The sequence below is a fragment of the Novipirellula galeiformis genome (assembly GCF_007860095.1).
Lineage (GTDB): Bacteria > Planctomycetota > Planctomycetia > Pirellulales > Pirellulaceae > Novipirellula > Novipirellula galeiformis.
This window is the reverse complement of sequence record NZ_SJPT01000003.1, coordinates 187778-206341: the sequence shown is the minus strand read 5'-3', so window position 1 is coordinate 206341 and position 18564 is coordinate 187778. Positions and strand designations below refer to the sequence as shown.

The following is an 18564-nucleotide window of genomic DNA, read 5'->3' as shown; positions in this document are numbered from 1 at the left end:
GCCCAATCGGAATGTCCACTGCTCCCGACGTTTCCATCATTCTTTGCACCTACAATCGCGCCGACATGCTGCGTGAATGTGTGGAGAGTTTGCTGAATCAACGCACCGACGGCGAGTTCACCTTCGAAGTCGTCGTCGTCGATAATCGCTCGTCTGATAACACCGCAGAGCTGATCTCCGAGATGCAAAAGACATCTCCGGTAACGTTGCGATACGTTTTCGAATCGACGCCTGGGCAAGTGCATGCCCGCCATCGCGGATTCGATGAGGCGCAGGGTGAGTGGTTTGCAAACTTTGATGATGATGAGGTTGCGGAACCAGAATGGGTGTTGGCGATGTTGCGACTCGCACGGGAAAAGAATATCCGCAGCGTCGGCGGTTTGCTGTGGTTGCGATTGCCGCCCGATTGTGATCGCCAGCTTCACCCTCGTGTCCGGCGGATCCTTGGCGAGAGCGTGACGTGGCCCGAGCCACGCCCCTACACGCGTCGCCAAGGGCCCGGTTCGGGGACCCAGTTGATCCACCGCAACGTGCTCGAAGAGGTGGGGCGTTACGATGTATCGCAAAGTCTTCGTGGTTATGACACCGACCTTTATCGGCGGATGTGGGAAGCGGGCATCGAAAGCTGGTTCGCACCAGAATCGGTAGCATGGCATGTCACCCCACCGGTTCGATTGACCTACAAGTATCTGCATGAGACCTGTTTTCACGACGGTTTTACGTTCTGTCGACGCGATCTCAACCACTATGGCAAGCTACGGGGATTCGGCATCATGTTGCTGCGAGTCGCCAATGCGGGGCTGCGTCACGCGCCTCAGGCGGCGTTGGCAAAATGTTTGGGTAAGCATGAAACCACGCTTGCCCATTGGTTAATGCTGGTCCGCGCCGAGGGCTACGCACGCTGCTATCTCCATGTGGTCGTTCCACGCATGTTTCCACAGCGACGTACGCTCAGCAAATACGGTTTGCTATAGCCCGACAATCCTTTTCTAATGACCCGATAATTCCTTTCCTAAGGTAGGTGTGCAGTGAAGAAATGGACGACGACTCGCATTGACGATTTGGCTCCCTCCTCGCTGGCCGCTTGGCGGGGGCTACTGGAACGGGCTCCCCACTACGAAAGTCCGTACTTTGCCCCGGAGTACGTTCAGTTCGTAGGAATCCTGTTGCCGAACATCGAGGTTGCGATGATGGAACAGGCGGGCGAGGTGCAAGTGATTCTGCCCTTTGAGCGAGTCGAGGGTAAATTTGCGATTCCGGTGGGGCGGATGGTCGCGGACTACCAAGGCGCCATTTACCCCGAGGGATTCGATTTTGATGTGGTCGAGATGCTGCGCGCATTGAAGCTACGGAAATGGAAGTTCGATCATCTGTTTCCGGCCGAGGGGCCTTTCGAAAAGTGGTGTTGGACCGATTGGACTTCGCCGCAAATTGAGGTCCATGGAGGACGAGAGGCCTTCCTTGAACGACTTTACGGATCGCACAAGAATATTCGTCGCAACATGATCAAGGCTGAGCGGAAATTGGCTCGCGATGTGGGAGAGTTGCAGGTCAATTTTGATTCTCGCGACGACGCTCAACTCAAACAATTACTCGATTGGAAGTGTTCCCAGTATGAGGTTGCTGGACGTCAGCATCCGTTTCGGATCGATTGGGTTCGGGAATTTATCTTTGGGGCGATGCACTTGGATTCGCCCCATTTTCGTGGCAACTTGTCGGTGGTTAGTGCTGGTGACATTCCAATTGCGATGGAGTACTCATTGCACTCTCATCAGGTGTCTCATGTCTTAATCAGTGCTTATGACATCGAATATGCAAAATACTCCCCTGGATTGGTCTGTTGCTTCCAGCATTTATGTGCCTGTGCCGAGCATGGGTTCAACGTGGTGGACCTTGGAAAGGGGCTCGAGGACTATAAACAGCGGTTGGTGACGCGCGCTCCGCGGTTGCGCGAAGGTTGTGTGGATCTGTTTTCACCGCGGCGAATCTTCGAGCATTCGGTGCAGCAATCCCGCTACCGATTTTTACGTTCACGTTGGTCTCCTCCTGTGAAGCGATTTGCTCGCACCACCGCGTCGGTGCTGCCCTCGATACGTCGCCTTCTTTTGATGCGGTAAATTCAGAACGATTTCTGTGTGGTTTTCTGGGAAATCGATATTTCGGGCTGGTGGAGCCTGGAATTTAGTTTGCCCAGTGTATCATGGAGAGCGTTTGGTTCATTCCAACGTCTCCTGGGGCGGATCGGTGAGATCGGTTGGAATTGGTTTGTGCCGTCCGATCTGTTTATGCCTTGGACTCTTACTTCTGCGAACCAATTGAGCGCAGCGCAATTAGATGCTTGGCGTCAATTGCTTGTTCGTGCGCCGCATTTTGAAAGCCCCTTTTTTACTCCCGAGTACACTCAGGCCGTTGCAAAGGTCGTTCCCCATATTGAAGTCGCGATGCTTCACGGCGCTGCGGGCGTCGAGGTGGTGTTTCCATTTGAACGAGCGGCTAATGGACGCGCAATCGCTGTCGGACGCGATATCGCCGACTACCAGGGAGCCATCTATGCTCGCGGGGTCGACTTCGATTGCGAAGCGATGTTGAAATTCTTGGGACTCACTCAGTGGCGGTTCGATCATCTGTTTCCGTGTGACGGTGCCGTTGCCTCGAAGTGTTGGGTGAATTGGGCGTCACCGCAAATCGATTTGTCGAATGGGGTGGAGGATTACCTGCGTGAACTTTATGCTCGACATAAACGAATCAAACGGACCTTTGTTCAGTCCGAACGTGGACTCCAACGCGATCTGGGGCCGGTTCGGATGGAGTTCGCGTCAAACTGTCCCCATGCCTTTGATCTGCTGCTGGATTGGAAATGTTTTCAGTACGAGGCTTCTAAGCGGTGGCATCCGTTCCGTCAGCAATGGGTGCGTACGTTTCTAGCCGATGCGGTACACCACGATTCACTCCACTTCGCAGGTTGTCTTTCGGTCATGTATGCGGGGACCACTCCGGTGGCGATCAACTATTCGCTGCGCAGCCAGCGCACCATGCACGTGTTGATCTGTGCATACGATCCTCAGTTTGCACGCTACTCTCCAGGTCTGCTATGCTTTTCCAAGATGATCGAGTTGTGTGAAACGGCAGGGGTTGAGATAATCGATCTCGGCAAAGGGGTCGAGTTTTTCAAGCGTCGCTTGATGAACTCCGCTGCCATGTTAGGTGAAGGCCATGTGGATCTGATTGCACCACGCGCTTGGGTGCGTCAATCGCTTGAACAATCTCGCTATCGTTTTCTTCGCTCGCGACTATCGAATCCGATGAGACAGCTTGCGCGATCCTCTGCGATCGCATTTCCTGTGATCCGCCGTATTTTTTCCATGCGATAATTGCGTAAGATGCTTCATGCGAATTCTGTTATGTCACAACTACTATCAACATGCCGGTGGCGAAGACAGTTGTTTCGCAGAAGAAGCCGAGTTGCTGGAAAAGCACGGTCACACCGTTATCCGCTACACGCGTAACAACGATGGGATCGGCGGCCTCAACGCGGTGTTGGTCGCCGGTCAAACGATATGGAACCCCGCGACCACGCGAATCATCCGTGAAAAGATCAAGCGTGAACGCATCGAGTTGGTTCATTGCACCAACACGTTCCCGTTAATCTCGCCCTCGATCTATTACGCGTGTAATCGCCAACGAGTACCGGTGGTGCAAAGTTTGCACAATTACCGCTTGCTCTGCGCGAACTCGTATTTTTTGCGAGACGGGAAAGTATGCGAAGCGTGTCTGGGCAAGCGAATTGCATTGCCCGCGATCAAGCACCGATGTTATCGAGGAAATTTGCTCGCCACCACGGCCGTCGTCGCGATGCAGGCGGTGCACCACGGGATCGGCAGTTGGCGCAATCATGTGGACAAATTCATCGCCTTGACGGACTTTGCAAAATCCAAGTTTATCGAAGCGGGATTGGACGAAGAACGAATCGCGGTGAAGCCGAACTTTGTCGATCCCGCGCCCGAGATCGGACGCGGCGATGGCGACTATGCCTTGTTCGTGGGACGACTCTCTTCGGAAAAAGGGATCGAGGTGCTGCTCCGAGCATGGCAAGATGAGCGTTGTCACTTGCCCTTAAGGATTGTCGGCGACGGGCCCATGAAGGAGCGAGTCGTCCAGGCAGCAGCCAACAATCCAAGAATCCATTTCGTCGGCTTTCAGTCTGCGGACGAAGTGTTCCAGCAGATGCGTGCGGCGAGGTTCCTGGTCGTGCCATCGCTTTGGTACGAAGGACTTCCGCGAACGATCGTCGAAGCGTTTGCCGTGGGCACTCCGGTGATCGCTTCGGATATCGGTCCTCTGAAAAAACTTGTCCGTCCCGAGGGCGGTGGACTGCGATTTGAACTTGGAAATGCCCAAGCGTTATCGGATGTCGCGGCCAAGTTGTGCCAAAGTCGCGAGACCGCCGATCAGCTCCGGGGGCTAGCCAGAGCCGAATTTGAAGCCGAGTTTTCCGCCCAAGCGAATTACGAAACCTTGATGCAAATCTACGCATCCGCCGCCGATCATTGTCGGACCCGCTAGCTTGGTTCGACCGCCTCTTGAGCATGGACATTGTTTTGCAGCAAGGCGTCAACCCGCTCGCGAACCTGTTTTCGCGTCACTCCCTTTTCGGGTTCTTCCGAAGAGAAACCGAGGTCGTCGAACATAAAGCTAAAGGTGGGATGACGCTGGGCTCGTTCGAATCCAATGTCCGCGAGGGCGACTCCGTGAATCAAGGCAATCGTTGCCATGGCGACGTCACCAATTTGAGTGGTTTGTTTTTCACCGCGTGCAAAACCACGTTCGCTAACCACGCGTGTGTCGTCGAGTCGCTCTGCGACGAGAGCCGCATCGGCTCGGTCGCCAAAACGCGAGATCATTTGCAGGGCAATCGCGATCGTTTCTACCGAGGTGGCATCGACAATCGTGCGCCGCGCCAGTGGTAGTGATTGACTCAGATCCCAACTCATGGCAAAGAACAAGATCTCCGCACGATTATTCAAGCTGCTGCGGTTGATCCATCCGCTGACTAACGCATCAACAGGGCCGCCCAGTTGGACATCGCGATGCAAGTTGTTCGCCGCTTCCTTGCGCAGCAGCGAGATCATCAAGCTTTCAAAGTCTTGATTGACCGGAACGTTGGGATCGTTGGCTGGAAGCAGCATCGCGATGACATCCGCGCGACTCGGAACTTCGAGTCGAACGAACATTTTGTTTTGCACGCGCCCCATGCCGGCGGCCATCGCCACGAAGCGTTCCCGTGAGGAACCCGCCAGCGACTTGGTGATTTCAGGATGTTCAAGCATCAGTTCGACAAACATCTCGCGAACGCCCGAGGAATCGCCCATAAAGCCTTGGGTTTGCATCCAACCATCGAACTCCACGTCTTCGCCGGACAGGAATGCGTCGATGCGAATTTGCAGGTCCCCCGCGGTCATCCGCTGAACCAATTGGTCGGTGCGAAGGCGAATTTCAGGATCGGAGGTTTGTAAGGACGCTTGACGTAGTGGAGCCAGGATCTCTGGCCCTTTTTCCATCAATTGGTTCGCGGCTCGTTCTCGCACGGCAAACGAATTGGCACCGAGATCCTCGATCAAGCGATTGAGTTCCGGATCCAACGTCGCGGTTTCCGAACTTCCCGAGGTCACGATCGCAGTGTCTTGATCGTCTTGTGCGGATGCTTCCTCTTGAGCGGAAGCAACGCCATGCCAGGGACTGATAACCAGTCCGATCATGACGGCCGTCAAAGCCTCGGCGAGCGGAGGAGTGCGGAAATGCATTTCTTTCTCAAGACAGTGATAGGAGGTGGGGGCAGTCGATGATTCGGGGTAACCCCGTTTGTCCATAATAGGTCACGATCGCTGCGTCCAAGCGAGGGCGAACGGGGCTGCGTTGGAAAGAGCCCCGTTGGGGGTGGGGCCGCGGCATTGTTAGGTCTCGCTGGTCGACGTTTCATTGTAGCGGAAGAGGATGGGGGTGACCGCCCCGAAAAACAGCTGGATTTATCGGTGTTTTTGTGAAATGTAGCGGATCGCAAGTGAGCCCGATGGCGATCCTCCGCTTCCCGCAAACGGCAATCGCTTGACACCTCGTCAGCTCGCGATAGGTTTGGTGCTGGAGAGGTTCTCATGAAAAGCAAGAAAACATCGCGAATCGCGGCCACCCAATCCGCCACCGCTGAAGCGGCGGCGTCTCGGACCACGCCCCCTCGATTGATGACGAATCGCAGGGGAGCTGCAAAAAACAACGCGGGGACATCGGCATTTACAGAAGCGGCGGAGTGTTTGAAGATCATCGCGCATCCGGTTCGTTTGCGGATGATCCAATTGTTGCTCGCGGGACGCTACACCGTGGGAGAATTGGCCGCCGATTGTGAGATCCCCGACAACGTCGCTTCGGAGCATCTGCGGTTGATGCAGCGATGCGGGTTCTTTACCAGCGAGCGTGAAGGGCGGCGGGTTTACTACGAAGTTGCCGAGCCACACTTGAAGCAGTTAATGGCGTGTATCGAGGGGCGATTTTTGCAGCCGCAAGGTCCCGCGGAATCAGGCTCGCAGGGCTAACCGAGGCGAGGGGGCTAACCGAGGCGAGGGGGCTAGCCGAGGCGGGTTTGGCCGCTGAAACGTGACGGGTTTAAAACGTGTACCACCAAATGCCCAGGAAGTGACAGGTCGCTGCGAGCATGACGAAGAGGTGCCAACCCGCGTGAAGGTATCTGATTTTGGAGTCGTTGATCAACAGCACGACTCCGATCGAATACAGCACCCCGCCCGCGATCATGGATGTCACCAGAGCGGATGGGACATAACCCGCCAAGGGAATCGCAGGCAACCATCCGAGTAACAAATACGATACCGTTCCAATTGAATTGACGCGGTGTCGGAGTAGGACTTTGCCGAAAAAACCGATCGCTGCGGCAACCCAAATCGCAATCAATAACGGTTGGCGAACTCCGTCGGGGGCATACGCATAGACGATCGGCGTGTAGGTTCCCGAAATCATGGTGTAAATCATCGCCTGGTCCCACGCTCGCAAATGGTCGAGCATCGGTTGGCGTAAAATCATGTGTGACAACGTGGATGAGACAAACGTCCCAATCACCGATGCCATGTAAGCGGTACAGGCGATCGCGGCCCCTTGGCTGACGTTGATGGTTTCTCGCACTAAGAACACTGCCGCGATCGCCGAGATCACCGCGGCGATCCCATGGGTCAGCGCGTTCGCCCACTCCTGGTCCAATTTGATTGGAGCGTCACCAAGGTCGAGCGTGGTGGTTTCCTTAAAATTCACTTGATCCATTCCAGGTCACGCATCCAAAGAGTAAGAAGTTCGGGCCATGCATCGGTTTCTTGGTCATTTCGGCGCGAACCAAAACCATGACCACCACTTCCGAAAATATGCAACGCGCTATTGATTCCGCGTCTTTGAAGTTCACTGAACAACGTTACGCTTCCCAAACAGGTAATGCCGTCGTTGCGTGCGTGAGCAAAAAACATGGGCGGTGTGTGGTCGGTGACTTTAATGTCGTCGATCAATTTTGAAGGGTTGTCCTTTTCCACAATCCAAGCGGGGTACACTAGGACCGCGAAATCGGGGACAAAGTCTTGCTGGTCATTCACGTCCATCGCTTCGTACATGCGTTGGCTGGCTGTGGCTGCTCGGGCCGATGCGTTTCCGCCTGCGGAAAATCCGAGCACGCCGACTCGCGTATTCGGAACGCCTTGGACTGCACCAGCCCGAATCATGCTGATCGATCGCTGGATGTCTTGGACGGGGGCTTTCCAACGTTCGTCTTCGCCGCCCGTTGGAACACGGTACTTCAACACGACGGCGGTGACCCCGATGTCTTGCAGCCGTTGGGCGATCTCGGTCCCTTCGAGATCCCAGGCCAAAATCGAATAACCGCCGCCAGGACACACCACGATCGTGGTATCGGATTTCAGCTCCGCTTTGGCGTGGAAAACGTGAAGTTGGGGCTGGGCGACATTGCCGATACGGATCACGGGTCTGCCAGCAACGTTGCGGCTCTTCGCATTGCTGGTATTCCCCTCGGCTTGTGTAGGAGGAGTCCAGGCCGGCGGATTGTTGGGCCATATGTTCACGATCGCATCGGTCGTGGGAGTCAACGCGGGATCGTTGGCACTCAGTGGGCCTGTGAACAGACCGAAAGCAAAGGCAATCAGGGAGTAAAGAATGGCTTTCATAGGGTGCTCGGAATAATTCAGGGGGCAAAGGGAAACGAACTCAGGATTCGAACGTTGTGAATCGTGTCGCTAGCAAATCCTAAAGACTCGGAAAATCGATTCAACCGGCAAAGTGGGAACGCATGCATTTTTGGGGGGGGGCAGAGACGCTGCGACTCACCAAGGGGGCGATGGTCGCGAGGCATCGCTGTGAACCGATTGTCCCCGCCCGACCTGGGATGGAGCAACCCTGGGCGGCCAAGGATCCATTAAGATTACGTTTGTATTACAAGCTCGTCGTTTGAATTTTGCGAATCGTGCCCGAGGTCGTGGCGACGTGGTCGACGAATTACCCCCGTTTTTTGAGCAGCGACTGCATCGGCTTGAGCTGTGCGCGGGAATCTCGCCTGCGTCGCTGACCATTTCAAATCCGCAAATGCTTTCCCACGCGACCTCTTTGGTCGCGATCACGTCCAGCCGGCTCGGTCGCGATCCCCAATTGCACCTGTGCGTCTGTCGACTTCTCTCACGTCGGATGCTTGAACTTCGTCATCGTCAGGCGAATGTGTTGGTTGCGGCTGGCTCGGCGATCGAACCGCTTGTCACTCGCGCTGCGGAGCTTTTCCACGTGCCGGTCACCACGTTATGCGTCAACAGGAAACAGGGACGCGGCGCAGTCACGCAAACACTCCACCGCGAGCCCTGTATTATCGAGTCATCGGATTCGCTCTCACGCGACGCGGTGACGATTGCGATCGCGGATCAAGTGGATGGAGTTTACGTTCGACGTGGCGGGACGATTGATGCCTGTTTAAGAGCTCGGATTCAAACACTACACGATACCTCGACACGCGTCGCGGTGATCCCTGGGCAACCTTCCGCAGCAATGGAGTTGATTGCCGCCGGGGCGATCGGTTGGTATGTATCGCGATTGAAATGCGTACAGGAGGCTGTTCCCGAACCTGTCGTCCCGACGACGCTGATCCATCATGACCAAGATTGGATTCGCTCCGATGGGGAATGGTTGACGCACACGACACGCCGCTGTGTTGGTTCGTGGCCCGGACAGAGCGAACATCAATATCAGGATGATTTATTGTTAAGTGGACCTGCCGCAGGGATTGATTGCGAGTGGAATCGTGGTCCACTCGAGTCGCTGGCGCGGATCGTTCGTAGTGGCGTGATCGTCGCCAGTGCGATCACGAGTGCGAAGCAGTATCCGGTCGTTTGTTTTTCGGAGGTGCCCTTGGTGGACCGTTTGCGGCGTCGCAAATTTCGTGCGCACCTTGGTCGCTGGGACGACGAGCCGTATGGGATCGCCATTCGGCTCTCAGCCGCCAAGCGGATCGGGATCAAGCCAGTGATCTACGGTGACCCTAAGGATCGTCAGCAGCTTGCGTCGGAAGATCGATATCGTTTTCAAGCCAAAGGAACCACGTATGATTGGACTCAAGAGCGTGAATGGCGGTGCGCCGCGTCGCTCGATCTACAACAGCTTGATCAAAATGACGTGCGAATCTTTGTGCCCGATGCCGCGCAGGCGAGGCGGTTGAATCCGGTCGCGGATTGGGCAATCACCGTGTTGGGCGATACGCTAGGAGCAATGCCCTGAGTGGATTTGAAAAATGCGGTGGCGTTTCATTACGGCCGCGATTGGTCTACGCTGTCAGACCAATTTCAACTTCGCGTTGACGAAAACGTAAATTTGTTACCGATGAATCCTTCAACAGAGACGAGAAACGAATCATGCTTCATGCTGTGATCATGGCGGGTGGTAGCGGAACACGTTTTTGGCCAGCCAGTCGGACGCTGCGTCCCAAACAGTTGCTCTCGTTGCACGGTGATCGGACGATGTTGCAATCCACCGTCGATCGGCTGGGCGATCTCGTTCCTGCGTCACGCCAAATGATTGTCACCAACAAGATTTTGGTCGATGCCATCGCGGAGCAGTTGCCCGCCTTGCCGGCCAAAAACATCGTCGGTGAACCGTGCAAACGTGATACCGCCCCCTGTGTTGGGTTGGCGGCCGCGCTTGTTTATCACGAAGACAATGATGCGATTATGGTGGTCATGCCATCGGACCATGTGATCGCGTCCGAGCAGGCGTTCCAGCAGGCGATTACCGCTGGCGAAGCCTTGATCAAGCAAGATCCGACGCGGATCGTGACCTACGGCATTCGCCCCACCTATGCGGCGGAGTCGTTCGGCTATGTGCAACGCGGTGACGCCATCGAGTCACCCGGAGCATCCGCTTTCGCGGTCGAGCAGTTCCGCGAAAAACCCGATGCGGAAACGGCACAACGCTACCTCGATGCAGGATCGTTTTATTGGAACAGTGGCATTTTCCTCTGGCGGGCATCCACCATTCTTGAGGCGTTGCAGAAAAACGAACCTGAGATGTATGCGCACATCGCGGCAATCGCGGAGCGAATCGGAAAAGACGATTACGCCGAGACCTTGGAACATGAATTTGCGGCGATCCAAGGGAAATCAATCGACTATGCCGTGATGGAACAGTACCCCAACGTGGTGGTGATCGAGGCGGAGTTTCCTTGGGATGATGTCGGCAGTTGGCAAGCCTTGACTCGCTTGCACTCACCGGATGCCGATGGCAATACCGTCGTTGGTTCGCACGTTGGGATCGACACTCAAGGCTGTATCGTGCACACCCACGAAGGCCACACGGTGGTGACCATCGACGTCGATGACTTGATTGTCGTGCAAACCCCCGATGCGACCTTGGTTGCACCGAAACATGCCGAAGAACGGGTGCGTGAGGTCGCGAAAGCACTGAGAGAACGCGGGCTCGACGGCTTGTTGTAACGGTTTGTGGTAACGCAGCGCATGCTGGCGTCGCGTGGTCCGTTCACGACCCCCGCGCGCCGCGGGAGTACGGTGGGTCTCGGAACTCAACGGCAAGACGGGCTCAACGGCAGGACAGGCTCAACCGCAAGGCGGGCTCAGTGCAATCGGCGACTGAGTCTTACGAATCTCTCCGCCCCGATGACGCCGATGATCAGCCCAATCGCAATCAAAGACCAGCCGATGATTTGATAGTACAGCATCTCGGAAAAGAACTTTAAGACCGAGACTCCGGTTCCCGCCACCATCAGTGCGGTTCGGCCGTAAGCCAACAAGGTTCGCTCATTGGCGAGGTCGGTGCGAATTAAATTCAGGTCTTCGCTGCTCGTTTGCTTGTCCACACAGATCACTTCTTCGGTTGGGTCACGCGGTCAAGCTTCGCCTCAAGTTTGGCTTCGAGTTCCGCTTTGGCTTTGAGTTCTTCTTCGCTTGGAGCCTCTTGTTCCGCTTTACGCGCGGCGTCGGCCTCGATCGCCTGTAGCCGCTTCTTGGCGTCCGCTAGCAGGGTGAGCCCTTCATTGAAACAAACAATGCCGATGACCACGATGGCAATCGCGGCAACGTAGCGAAGGGACCACGTGGTGAAAAAGACCATCGCGGCGGCACAAATCAATGCGACACCCATTTGAGCGAACTTGGACATCGCTTTGAGCTGAGTGTCACGCGTTTGCACACGCGTGCTTTGCGAGATGGCATTGCGAGCCGACTGGTTCGCTAATTCACGCATCGCAGATAGGTTGCTGGTTCGTTCCGGGGCCTGGGAACGGGGGACCATGGGTTCGTCGGCATCCATGAAATCGGGCTGTTCCGGTTCCGTGGCCGTCGCTAATGCCGTTGCGGTCGTTGTCGCTAGAGTCGTCGTTGGGTTGGGGGAAAGCGTGGATGGCGTTGCATTAGCAGGGCTCGCGGAGAGGTTTGCCGAGCTCGATTCTCGCGGTTGATTTGATTCGCCGTGGACCCGCTTCAACAATCGATTCATGTACGCTTCGATTGAATCTTCGTCTTCCTCGGGGTCGGACGAGGAGGCTTGGGGCGCGTTGTCGCTAGTCGACGAGGTTGAATCATGGGTCAAGACCACCGCGTCATCCGCTTGGTGGTTCTCGGCATGCGCTTCGTCGATCGCGGCAGCCGAGTCCGCTTGGTCCATCGATTCAACGTCATCGTCGTCGCGGGTCAAATCGTCCGAGTAAGTCCATGCACGGGTGTGCTCGATCGATTCTGCAACCGCTTCCATGTCGCGGGCCTGCGGGTCGAGGTCGTCTCGTTCCGCTTCGCCATCGAGTTCCGCTTCACCATCGAGTGCTTCTTCTTCGGCAACTCCGTTCATCATCGCAGTGGCGTCAATCGGCATCCGTTCTTCGTCGGACGCTTCCGGTGACCCGTCGGTGTCGTGATGACCGAATGGGGCCTCACCAAGCTTTTCCGCTTCGATATCTTGGATCAATTGGCTTGCCAACGAGCCCATCTCGCCGTAGGAGAGAGGTTCGTCGAAAGGAGCTTGCTCAGAGACCACTTCTTCGTGGACGGCTACTTCGTCAACTTGGACTTCGTCGACTTGGACTTCGTCTTCGAAACGATGTGAAGGAGTTGACCAGCTGCTGGCTGTGACGTGTGACTCGTCTGCAGCGTCGACGAGGGAGTCATCGATGCTACCGATCGCGGGCTCGTCGGTGAAGGATTGTGGCGCAGAATCGTCGAGCAATTGCGATGGAGCAGCCCATTGATTTTCCGATGGTGAATCGTAGGGATCCGCCGTCGATACGGCGTTCGGATCCACGGGATCATACGATTCCGAAGGAGTGCCCCAGTGGGTCGCCGAATCGCCCTCGTCGTGCGTGAGTTCTTCGCGTGAAGCAGCGGTGATCGAGGCATCTGCTCTCAACGCATCTTCTGCCCTCCGATCATCCTCGTGCGAATGTTCCTGCGAATGTTCGACGTCGGAATCATCTTGTGCAGCGATTGAATCATCGCGGATCGGTTGGTCTACGTTGTCGACTTGGGCATCGTCGACTTGAGCATCGTCGTCAACGGCTTCGTCGTCGACGGCATCGAGCGAGGACGCACTCGCGTCGAGGTTCGAAGTGGGCTCGTTGTCGAGTGATTCCTCGATCAACCATTGCGCTTGCTCACCGGGTGCAGCAGGTTGGCTGTGGTCGCTAACCCGTGTTGATTCCGTTGTTTCGTAGGTCGGCCAAGCTTCATGATCGCCTTCGATGTCGGTGAGCGATGGCGGTGTTTCAACGTGATGTGCGCGAACGTTCCCTTCGTCGCTGGCGTGGAACGCTTCTCGGACATCCGCCGACGGGCTCTCGACGAGTTGCTCCTCGGCGAGTGGCATGTCGTGTGAATCAAGTGAAGATTCCGGAGCCAGCGAAGATTCAGGAGCACGAGGCTCTCCCGCGACGCAATCATCGTCGGTTCGTGATGGGGATCGCAACGAAGCTTCAGCGGGGTCGGAAGCCGAAGCGAGGTCGACGACGTCCGGAGCGTTGAACGAGTTTTGAAGCTCAGCGATCGCTTCTTCGTATTGGGTTCGCATGCGGCTGAGTTGGTCGGTGGTGACACCGAGTTCGGCGGACACCAAATCGAACGCTTCGGAGGTAGGACGCACTTGGACTTCGGCCAGGGCGTGGTCCCGTTGCGTTTGCAATTCGTCGATACGATCGCTTAGATCATTGTTGACGTCTCGCAACTCCGCCAATTCGCGATGGGCGTTGGCAAGCTCGATCGCCAAGGCTTCGACCGATTGATTGAGTTGGTCTGCTTCGGCGTTCCAACTGCCGCGATCGGATTCGTGTCGCGATCCGCTTTCGGCAACGAATGATTCGAGACGCTCGATGGTTTGGCGAGCTTCGCTATAGTTGTTGCGTAGTTCCGTTGATTCTTCGCTGGCGCGGAACACGGCTTGTTGCAATTCTTCGATTTGGTCACGCAGTTGTTGCGCGAGCACTTCGCTCTCTGCTACGGCCTGTTGCTCTGCTTCGCGTTGGCTGCGGATCGCTTCGAGCTCGTGGGTGACTTCGGCCAGTCGCGATTCGGCTGCAGCGCGACGCTGTTCGCTTTTTGCGTGTTCTTGGAGTGCATCGTTGCGTGATTCTTCGAGCTCGCGTTGAATCCGTTGATGCGCTTCGCGATTTTGAATTTCTTCGCGAGTCAGGATTTCTTGGTTGGCCGATAGCGTCTCAAGCTGGTCGTTGAGTGTGTTGAATTGCTCACGCATGCGATGAATCGCATCGGTCGCCGCTTTGGCCTGCTCTTGAGACTGAGTTAGTTGTCGCGAAGCCTCTTCGACTTGACGACGATAGTTCGCTTCGAGGCTTTGAAATTCGAGCTCACGTTTAGCGAAATTACGTTGATGCGTTTCGTTCTCTTCGACAAGCCGAGCGACTTCGGCTTGCTTTTGCTCATACTTGGATTGAATCGATCGCGCACTGGTTTCTTCGGTAAGCAGTCGTGCTTCACGTTTGTAAAGGTCTTCGGCACGAGACCAAAGTTCCGTCTCACGGCCGCGAAGTTGATGCTCACGTTCGGAGCAATGGGATTCGCGTCGCTCACAATCCTCCTGCCGTTTTCGCCATTGTTGAACTTCACGACGCAGTTGTTCACGCCATGCCGTATCCTCGGCGATCGGCGCGTTCGAAGGAAGATCACGGCCCGCATGCGTTGGGCTCGAGGGTGGATAGACCCCCGCGGCAATCGTGCTGTTGAGTTGCCCAAGAGGATGCGCGTCGCGTTTAGCAAACGGTGTGTCCGTCACCGATTTGTCGCTAAACGAATCGATCGAAGTGGTGACACTGCGGTTTTGAAAACGATCTGATGAGATCGAGGGGACGCTTGTTTTCGTTGACGCGAGCAATTCGAATTGATAATTGCCCATGCGCATCACGTCACCAACGAGCAAAGTGGCCTCGGTGGTTCGCACTTGGTTGACTTCGATCGGAGTCGAATAGGCGCGCACGAGAATGCGATTGGCGTCACGGATCAATACCGCGTGCATCGGCCGCAACGTGCGATCGCCGAGTTGAATCGAGCAACCGTGGGCACTTCCAAACGTGTAGCGATTTCCCGTCAATCGCAAACGACGAACGGGCGAACCTGCGGTGATGACGCGAAACTCCATCGCATCGGTTTCGATCGGCTTGCTCAACAAGCTAGTGCCCGAGGCGGAAAGCGATGAGACCTGCCCCACGCTGACATCAAGCGAGCTGTATTGGCCCTCGAGTGAATCGTCACGGAAGGATTGTGAACCGAACAACGACGACGCGTCGGGCGTCGTCGGCGCATCCTCGTGGGGCGCAATGTAGGATTCTTCGCGTAACGAACCAAAGGCGTAGTGGTCGTCTGGTACGTGGGCTGTATCGCTCGTGTGGTCCGAATTCACCGTCCATGTCCCTTTGCATCGTGTTGGTAGCGGGTGGTTGCGTTGACAAGTGCCCCCCCCGCCAGTAAACGGCCCCACGGCGTTAGAACCATTGGGGGGCAGTTAGCGGGATTCGTGATTGCTGGCAAAAGTCGCGCGTTGATCCATCCGTGTCGCACTAGGTTTGCACATGATCTAGTTCGGACTTGAGGAGTTGTTACGGTTAATCTAATTGGGTGGGTGATGCCAAATTTATCGATTCAATGGTCAAAATTTAGCCAGAATGGCAGTTTGAAGCCGTTCGCCGCGTTTCCGCCTCGACTCGATCGCGAAGCGAGATTTCAAATGTCCCCTTCACATACCAATTCTTATGGGGGGTGTGTTATTCGGTGGGACCGCTATATTCACGTGCTTCGGCAGGGCAAATCGATTTCAATGCGAGGAAAGAGGGCTCGTTGAGGAGGACATCTTCAGGCGACTTCCTATGATTGGGGCGAGCTGACCGCAAATTGGATTTGATTTGCCGTTGAGAACTTTTGGAACAGTATGTGCGTAAAGGCGGGGGAAGCGACACCATCCGTGAATTTTGTGCGTGAGGGCGTCGTTATCCGTTAGCGTGCGGAGTATCCTGTGCCGCTAATGGGGTGGCATGGCCGGCAAGTGAGTTTGAGTTCACAACGAGGTTCACGTTCACAAAGAAGTGGGAAGTGCCCTGAGAACCGCCCGGTGATTATTGAAAAGCCGAGGCGAGGGAAAGCGGACGACCATGCAGTTACCAACATCATGGTCAGGCAGAGCGGAAGGAAACCGCAAATGGCACGAAGGTTCGATTAACGACGTTCGTGCATTGGTGTGTTGAGTGAGCAAGCGGTTTTTGGCAAGCGGTTTTTGGCAAGCACGGTGCCTCCCCTTTTGGGAGCATCGATCCTTATAGAGCGAGGTTACCAAGATGTCACGAAAAGAAGCAATTTTAAATCTCCGAGAGAATTTGGTTCGTCGACGCGACGCACTGGCGCGCGCCTTGGCGGGTGACCTGAGTTTGCTGCAAGAGTTACATCAGCAGAAAACGGGTGACATGCTCGATGCCGCAGCCGATACGATGCAGGACGAGTTGAACAGCCAGTTGCTTGAAGTGGAGAGCCGCGAGTTGTCGGCGATCGAAGAAGCGATTGCCCGCATGGAGCAGGGACTCTATGGCGACTGCATCGATTGTGGAAAACCCATTCCGTTGACCCGATTGCGCGCGATTCCTTACGCAACCGATTGTATCAATTGTCGCCGTAAATCCGAAATGTCCAGCGGAGGCAGCGGAACGGGAAACTGGAATCGTATCTTTGAGGACGCGGAAGTGGACCCCGTCTAGAGCGCGCCGATATGGCCGTCATGTCCGGATTGGCTCGGGACGTAGCGGTTACACCAATTAAAAAACTGGTTATACGGTTTGTAACTAAAAGCGGCCGGACGAATGTTCGGCCGTTTTTTAATGCGCCGAGAGTACTAATTCTGACGCATGAAGCGCACAGGGATGCCAGCAAAGTAACGAACAAAGCTCGCCGCCCCCCATGGTCGATGCATACAATCACGTCACCTCCTCTCCATGCGATGACGTTCACTAACTTTGCCTCTTTGCAATCCATGACGACGCTATGGTTCTACCTTCAAAAAAATATGCGGAGTCGGTCCGTCACCAGACCGTCTCGTACCGTCGTTCCCGGCTCGCGGCGATGTGCGGTCGGATGGCTTCGCGGCGGTCGTCGTGGATAGCGAGTGTGGCATGCGCATTGGCGTTGAGCGTGTCGCCCAACGTGATCGCACAAGGCCCCACCATCATCAAACGTGCGGTTGAGTTCGAGACAACGTCGCCTCCTTCGGCCGCCAATTATGGATTGGACGACAAGGGACGCTCGGCAGCAGAATCCGCTGTCCAAGAGGGACGTTCGGTGAGCGTTCGTCGGCCTTCGCTCGAAGACACCACGCAGCCCTTGTTGGAAGATCAACGCGAACGTTTGTTTAACGAATTGGCTGAAGAATTCAGCATGTTCGATCGCTTGGGGAATCTCGTTCGACGCGTCTCGACCTTGGTCAAGCCAAGCGTGATTCACATTGAAGCCCACAAGACGGAGAAGAATGAATCGTACGACGAGGCGGGCGCGGGCGTGGTATTGCGGATCCACGACGAGATTTGGGTGATGACCAACCGCCATGTGATTGTCGGTGCGAGTCCGAAGCAAATTTTGCTGCGCACCAACGATGGTCGTGAATTTCATCCTGTGAAGGTGCTGTCGGATCCGAGCACCGATGTGGCGGTGATGAAGATTGCCGGTATCGATTTGCCAGCCGCGCGACTCGGCAACAGCGATGCGACGGAAATTGGCGATTTCGTGATCGCGATCGGTAGCCCGTTTGGACTGAGTCACTCGGTGACCTTCGGCATTCTGAGTGCCAAGGGACGTCGTGATTTGTCGCTTGGCGAGCAACGGATCGATTTGCAAGACTTCTTTCAGACCGATGCCGCGATCAACCCTGGCAATAGCGGGGGGCCGTTGTTGAATCTTCGGGGCGAGGTCGTGGCCCTGAACACCGCGATTGCCAGCAGCAGCGGTGGCAGCGAAGGGATCGGCTTCGCGATTCCGATGAACATGGCGGTCAAAGTCGCAGATCAATTGGTCCGCAACGGTGCACTCCGGCGTGGCTACTTGGGCGTGACATTGGATCCCGATTTTACGGTCGCCGACCTTGCTGCAGCCGGCTACAACGAAAAGGGGGGAGCATTGGTCAAAAATGTGCGTCCCGGATCGCCCGCCGAAGTGGCTCATTTGCAACGCGGTGACATTATTGTCGAGTTCGATGGATTGGAGATCGAAAACGATGACCATCTTGTCGCACGCGTTGGTTTGACCTCGATCGGAGCCAACATCCCTATGATTATCTACCGAGACGGCAAGCGGTACCGAACCTCGGTCACGTTGACGGATATCAACTAGGTTGCAGCGGGAACCGCCGAGTAAGTTCGGGCGGCGACGGGGGCGATCGCGAGCGCGTCGAGCCCACAGAAAGGGCGAGTAAAAGAAGCGTCACGCCAAATAAAAAACGCGTCGCAAAAACGTTTCGCGACGCGTTTTAGATGAATCATGTCCG

At 55.7% G+C, this 18564-nt stretch carries 14 protein-coding genes; 9 read left to right on the top strand and 5 right to left on the bottom strand.

What is annotated here, in order from left to right:
* The first annotated feature begins 11 nt into the window (after nt 1-11).
* The 4 genes from Pla52o_RS08970 to Pla52o_RS08955 all read left to right on the top strand — a co-directional run bounded on the left by Pla52o_RS08970 (nt 12) and on the right by Pla52o_RS08955 (nt 4563).
* Entirely contained in the window at nt 12-974 is a 963-nt protein-coding gene (locus Pla52o_RS08970) for a glycosyltransferase family 2 protein (protein WP_146594280.1), read from the top strand.
* 54 nt (nt 975-1028) lie between these two features.
* Complete coding sequence (locus Pla52o_RS08965; RefSeq protein ID WP_146594279.1) at nt 1029-2117, top strand: GNAT family N-acetyltransferase; 1089 nt, start codon at nt 1029-1031, stop codon at nt 2115-2117.
* A 168-nt stretch (nt 2118-2285) separates the two neighbouring features.
* The gene (locus Pla52o_RS08960; protein ID WP_231612205.1) at nt 2286-3371 is read left to right on the top strand and encodes a GNAT family N-acetyltransferase; all 1086 of its coding nucleotides are present in this window, start codon (nt 2286-2288) and stop codon (nt 3369-3371) included.
* A 16-nt stretch (nt 3372-3387) separates the two neighbouring features.
* Nucleotides 3388-4563 carry a glycosyltransferase family 4 protein gene (locus tag Pla52o_RS08955; RefSeq protein WP_146594277.1) on the top strand — a complete coding sequence of 392 codons (1176 nt, stop codon included), beginning with the start codon at nt 3388-3390 and terminating at the stop codon, nt 4561-4563.
* On the opposite strand, the gene Pla52o_RS08950 is transcribed toward Pla52o_RS08955, so the two are convergent.
* Nucleotides 4560-5801: a hypothetical protein gene (locus Pla52o_RS08950; protein WP_146594276.1), complete on the bottom strand. Its 1242-nt coding sequence runs from the start codon at nt 5799-5801 to the stop codon at nt 4560-4562. The genes Pla52o_RS08955 and Pla52o_RS08950 overlap by 4 nt on opposite strands.
* Before the next feature lie 435 nt (nt 5802-6236).
* Between Pla52o_RS08950 and Pla52o_RS08945 the strand changes: the two genes are divergently transcribed.
* Nucleotides 6237-6584 (top strand): ArsR/SmtB family transcription factor, encoded by a 348-nt coding sequence (locus Pla52o_RS08945; RefSeq protein ID WP_146594639.1) that lies wholly within the window; start codon nt 6237-6239, stop codon nt 6582-6584.
* Nucleotides 6585-6654: 70 nt separating this feature from the next.
* On the opposite strand, the gene trhA is transcribed toward Pla52o_RS08945, so the two are convergent.
* Both trhA and Pla52o_RS08935 read right to left on the bottom strand, forming a co-directional pair.
* Nucleotides 6655-7311: a PAQR family membrane homeostasis protein TrhA gene (gene trhA, locus Pla52o_RS08940; RefSeq protein ID WP_231612204.1), complete on the bottom strand. Its 657-nt coding sequence runs from the start codon at nt 7309-7311 to the stop codon at nt 6655-6657.
* A complete protein-coding gene (locus Pla52o_RS08935) occupies nt 7308-8225 on the bottom strand; it encodes an alpha/beta hydrolase (protein WP_146594274.1) in 918 nt (305 codons plus the stop codon). The genes trhA and Pla52o_RS08935 overlap by 4 nt, the downstream gene beginning before the upstream one ends.
* 280 nt (nt 8226-8505) lie before the next feature.
* Here Pla52o_RS08935 and Pla52o_RS08930 point away from each other — a divergent pair, with 280 nt between their 5' ends.
* The gene (locus tag Pla52o_RS08930) at nt 8506-9816 is read left to right on the top strand and encodes a hypothetical protein (RefSeq protein ID WP_146594273.1); all 1311 of its coding nucleotides are present in this window, start codon (nt 8506-8508) and stop codon (nt 9814-9816) included.
* 134 nt (nt 9817-9950) lie between these two features.
* Nucleotides 9951-11027 carry a mannose-1-phosphate guanylyltransferase gene (locus Pla52o_RS08925; protein WP_146594272.1) on the top strand — a complete coding sequence of 359 codons (1077 nt, stop codon included), beginning with the start codon at nt 9951-9953 and terminating at the stop codon, nt 11025-11027.
* A 137-nt stretch (nt 11028-11164) separates the two neighbouring features.
* On the opposite strand, the gene Pla52o_RS08920 is transcribed toward Pla52o_RS08925, so the two are convergent.
* Nucleotides 11165-11407 (bottom strand): DUF202 domain-containing protein, encoded by a 243-nt coding sequence (locus tag Pla52o_RS08920; RefSeq protein WP_197169122.1) that lies wholly within the window; start codon nt 11405-11407, stop codon nt 11165-11167.
* Between the two features lie 5 nt (nt 11408-11412).
* A complete protein-coding gene (locus Pla52o_RS08915) occupies nt 11413-15447 on the bottom strand; it encodes an FHA domain-containing protein (RefSeq protein WP_146594270.1) in 4035 nt (1344 codons plus the stop codon).
* 928 nt (nt 15448-16375) lie between these two features.
* Here Pla52o_RS08915 and Pla52o_RS08910 point away from each other — a divergent pair.
* Nucleotides 16376-16789, top strand: coding sequence for a TraR/DksA family transcriptional regulator (locus Pla52o_RS08910; protein WP_146594269.1), 414 nt, complete (start codon nt 16376-16378; stop codon nt 16787-16789).
* Nucleotides 16790-17162: 373 nt separating this feature from the next.
* The gene (locus Pla52o_RS08905; protein WP_390620850.1) at nt 17163-18410 is read left to right on the top strand and encodes a S1C family serine protease; all 1248 of its coding nucleotides are present in this window, start codon (nt 17163-17165) and stop codon (nt 18408-18410) included.
* Nucleotides 18411-18564: the final 154 nt, after the last annotated feature.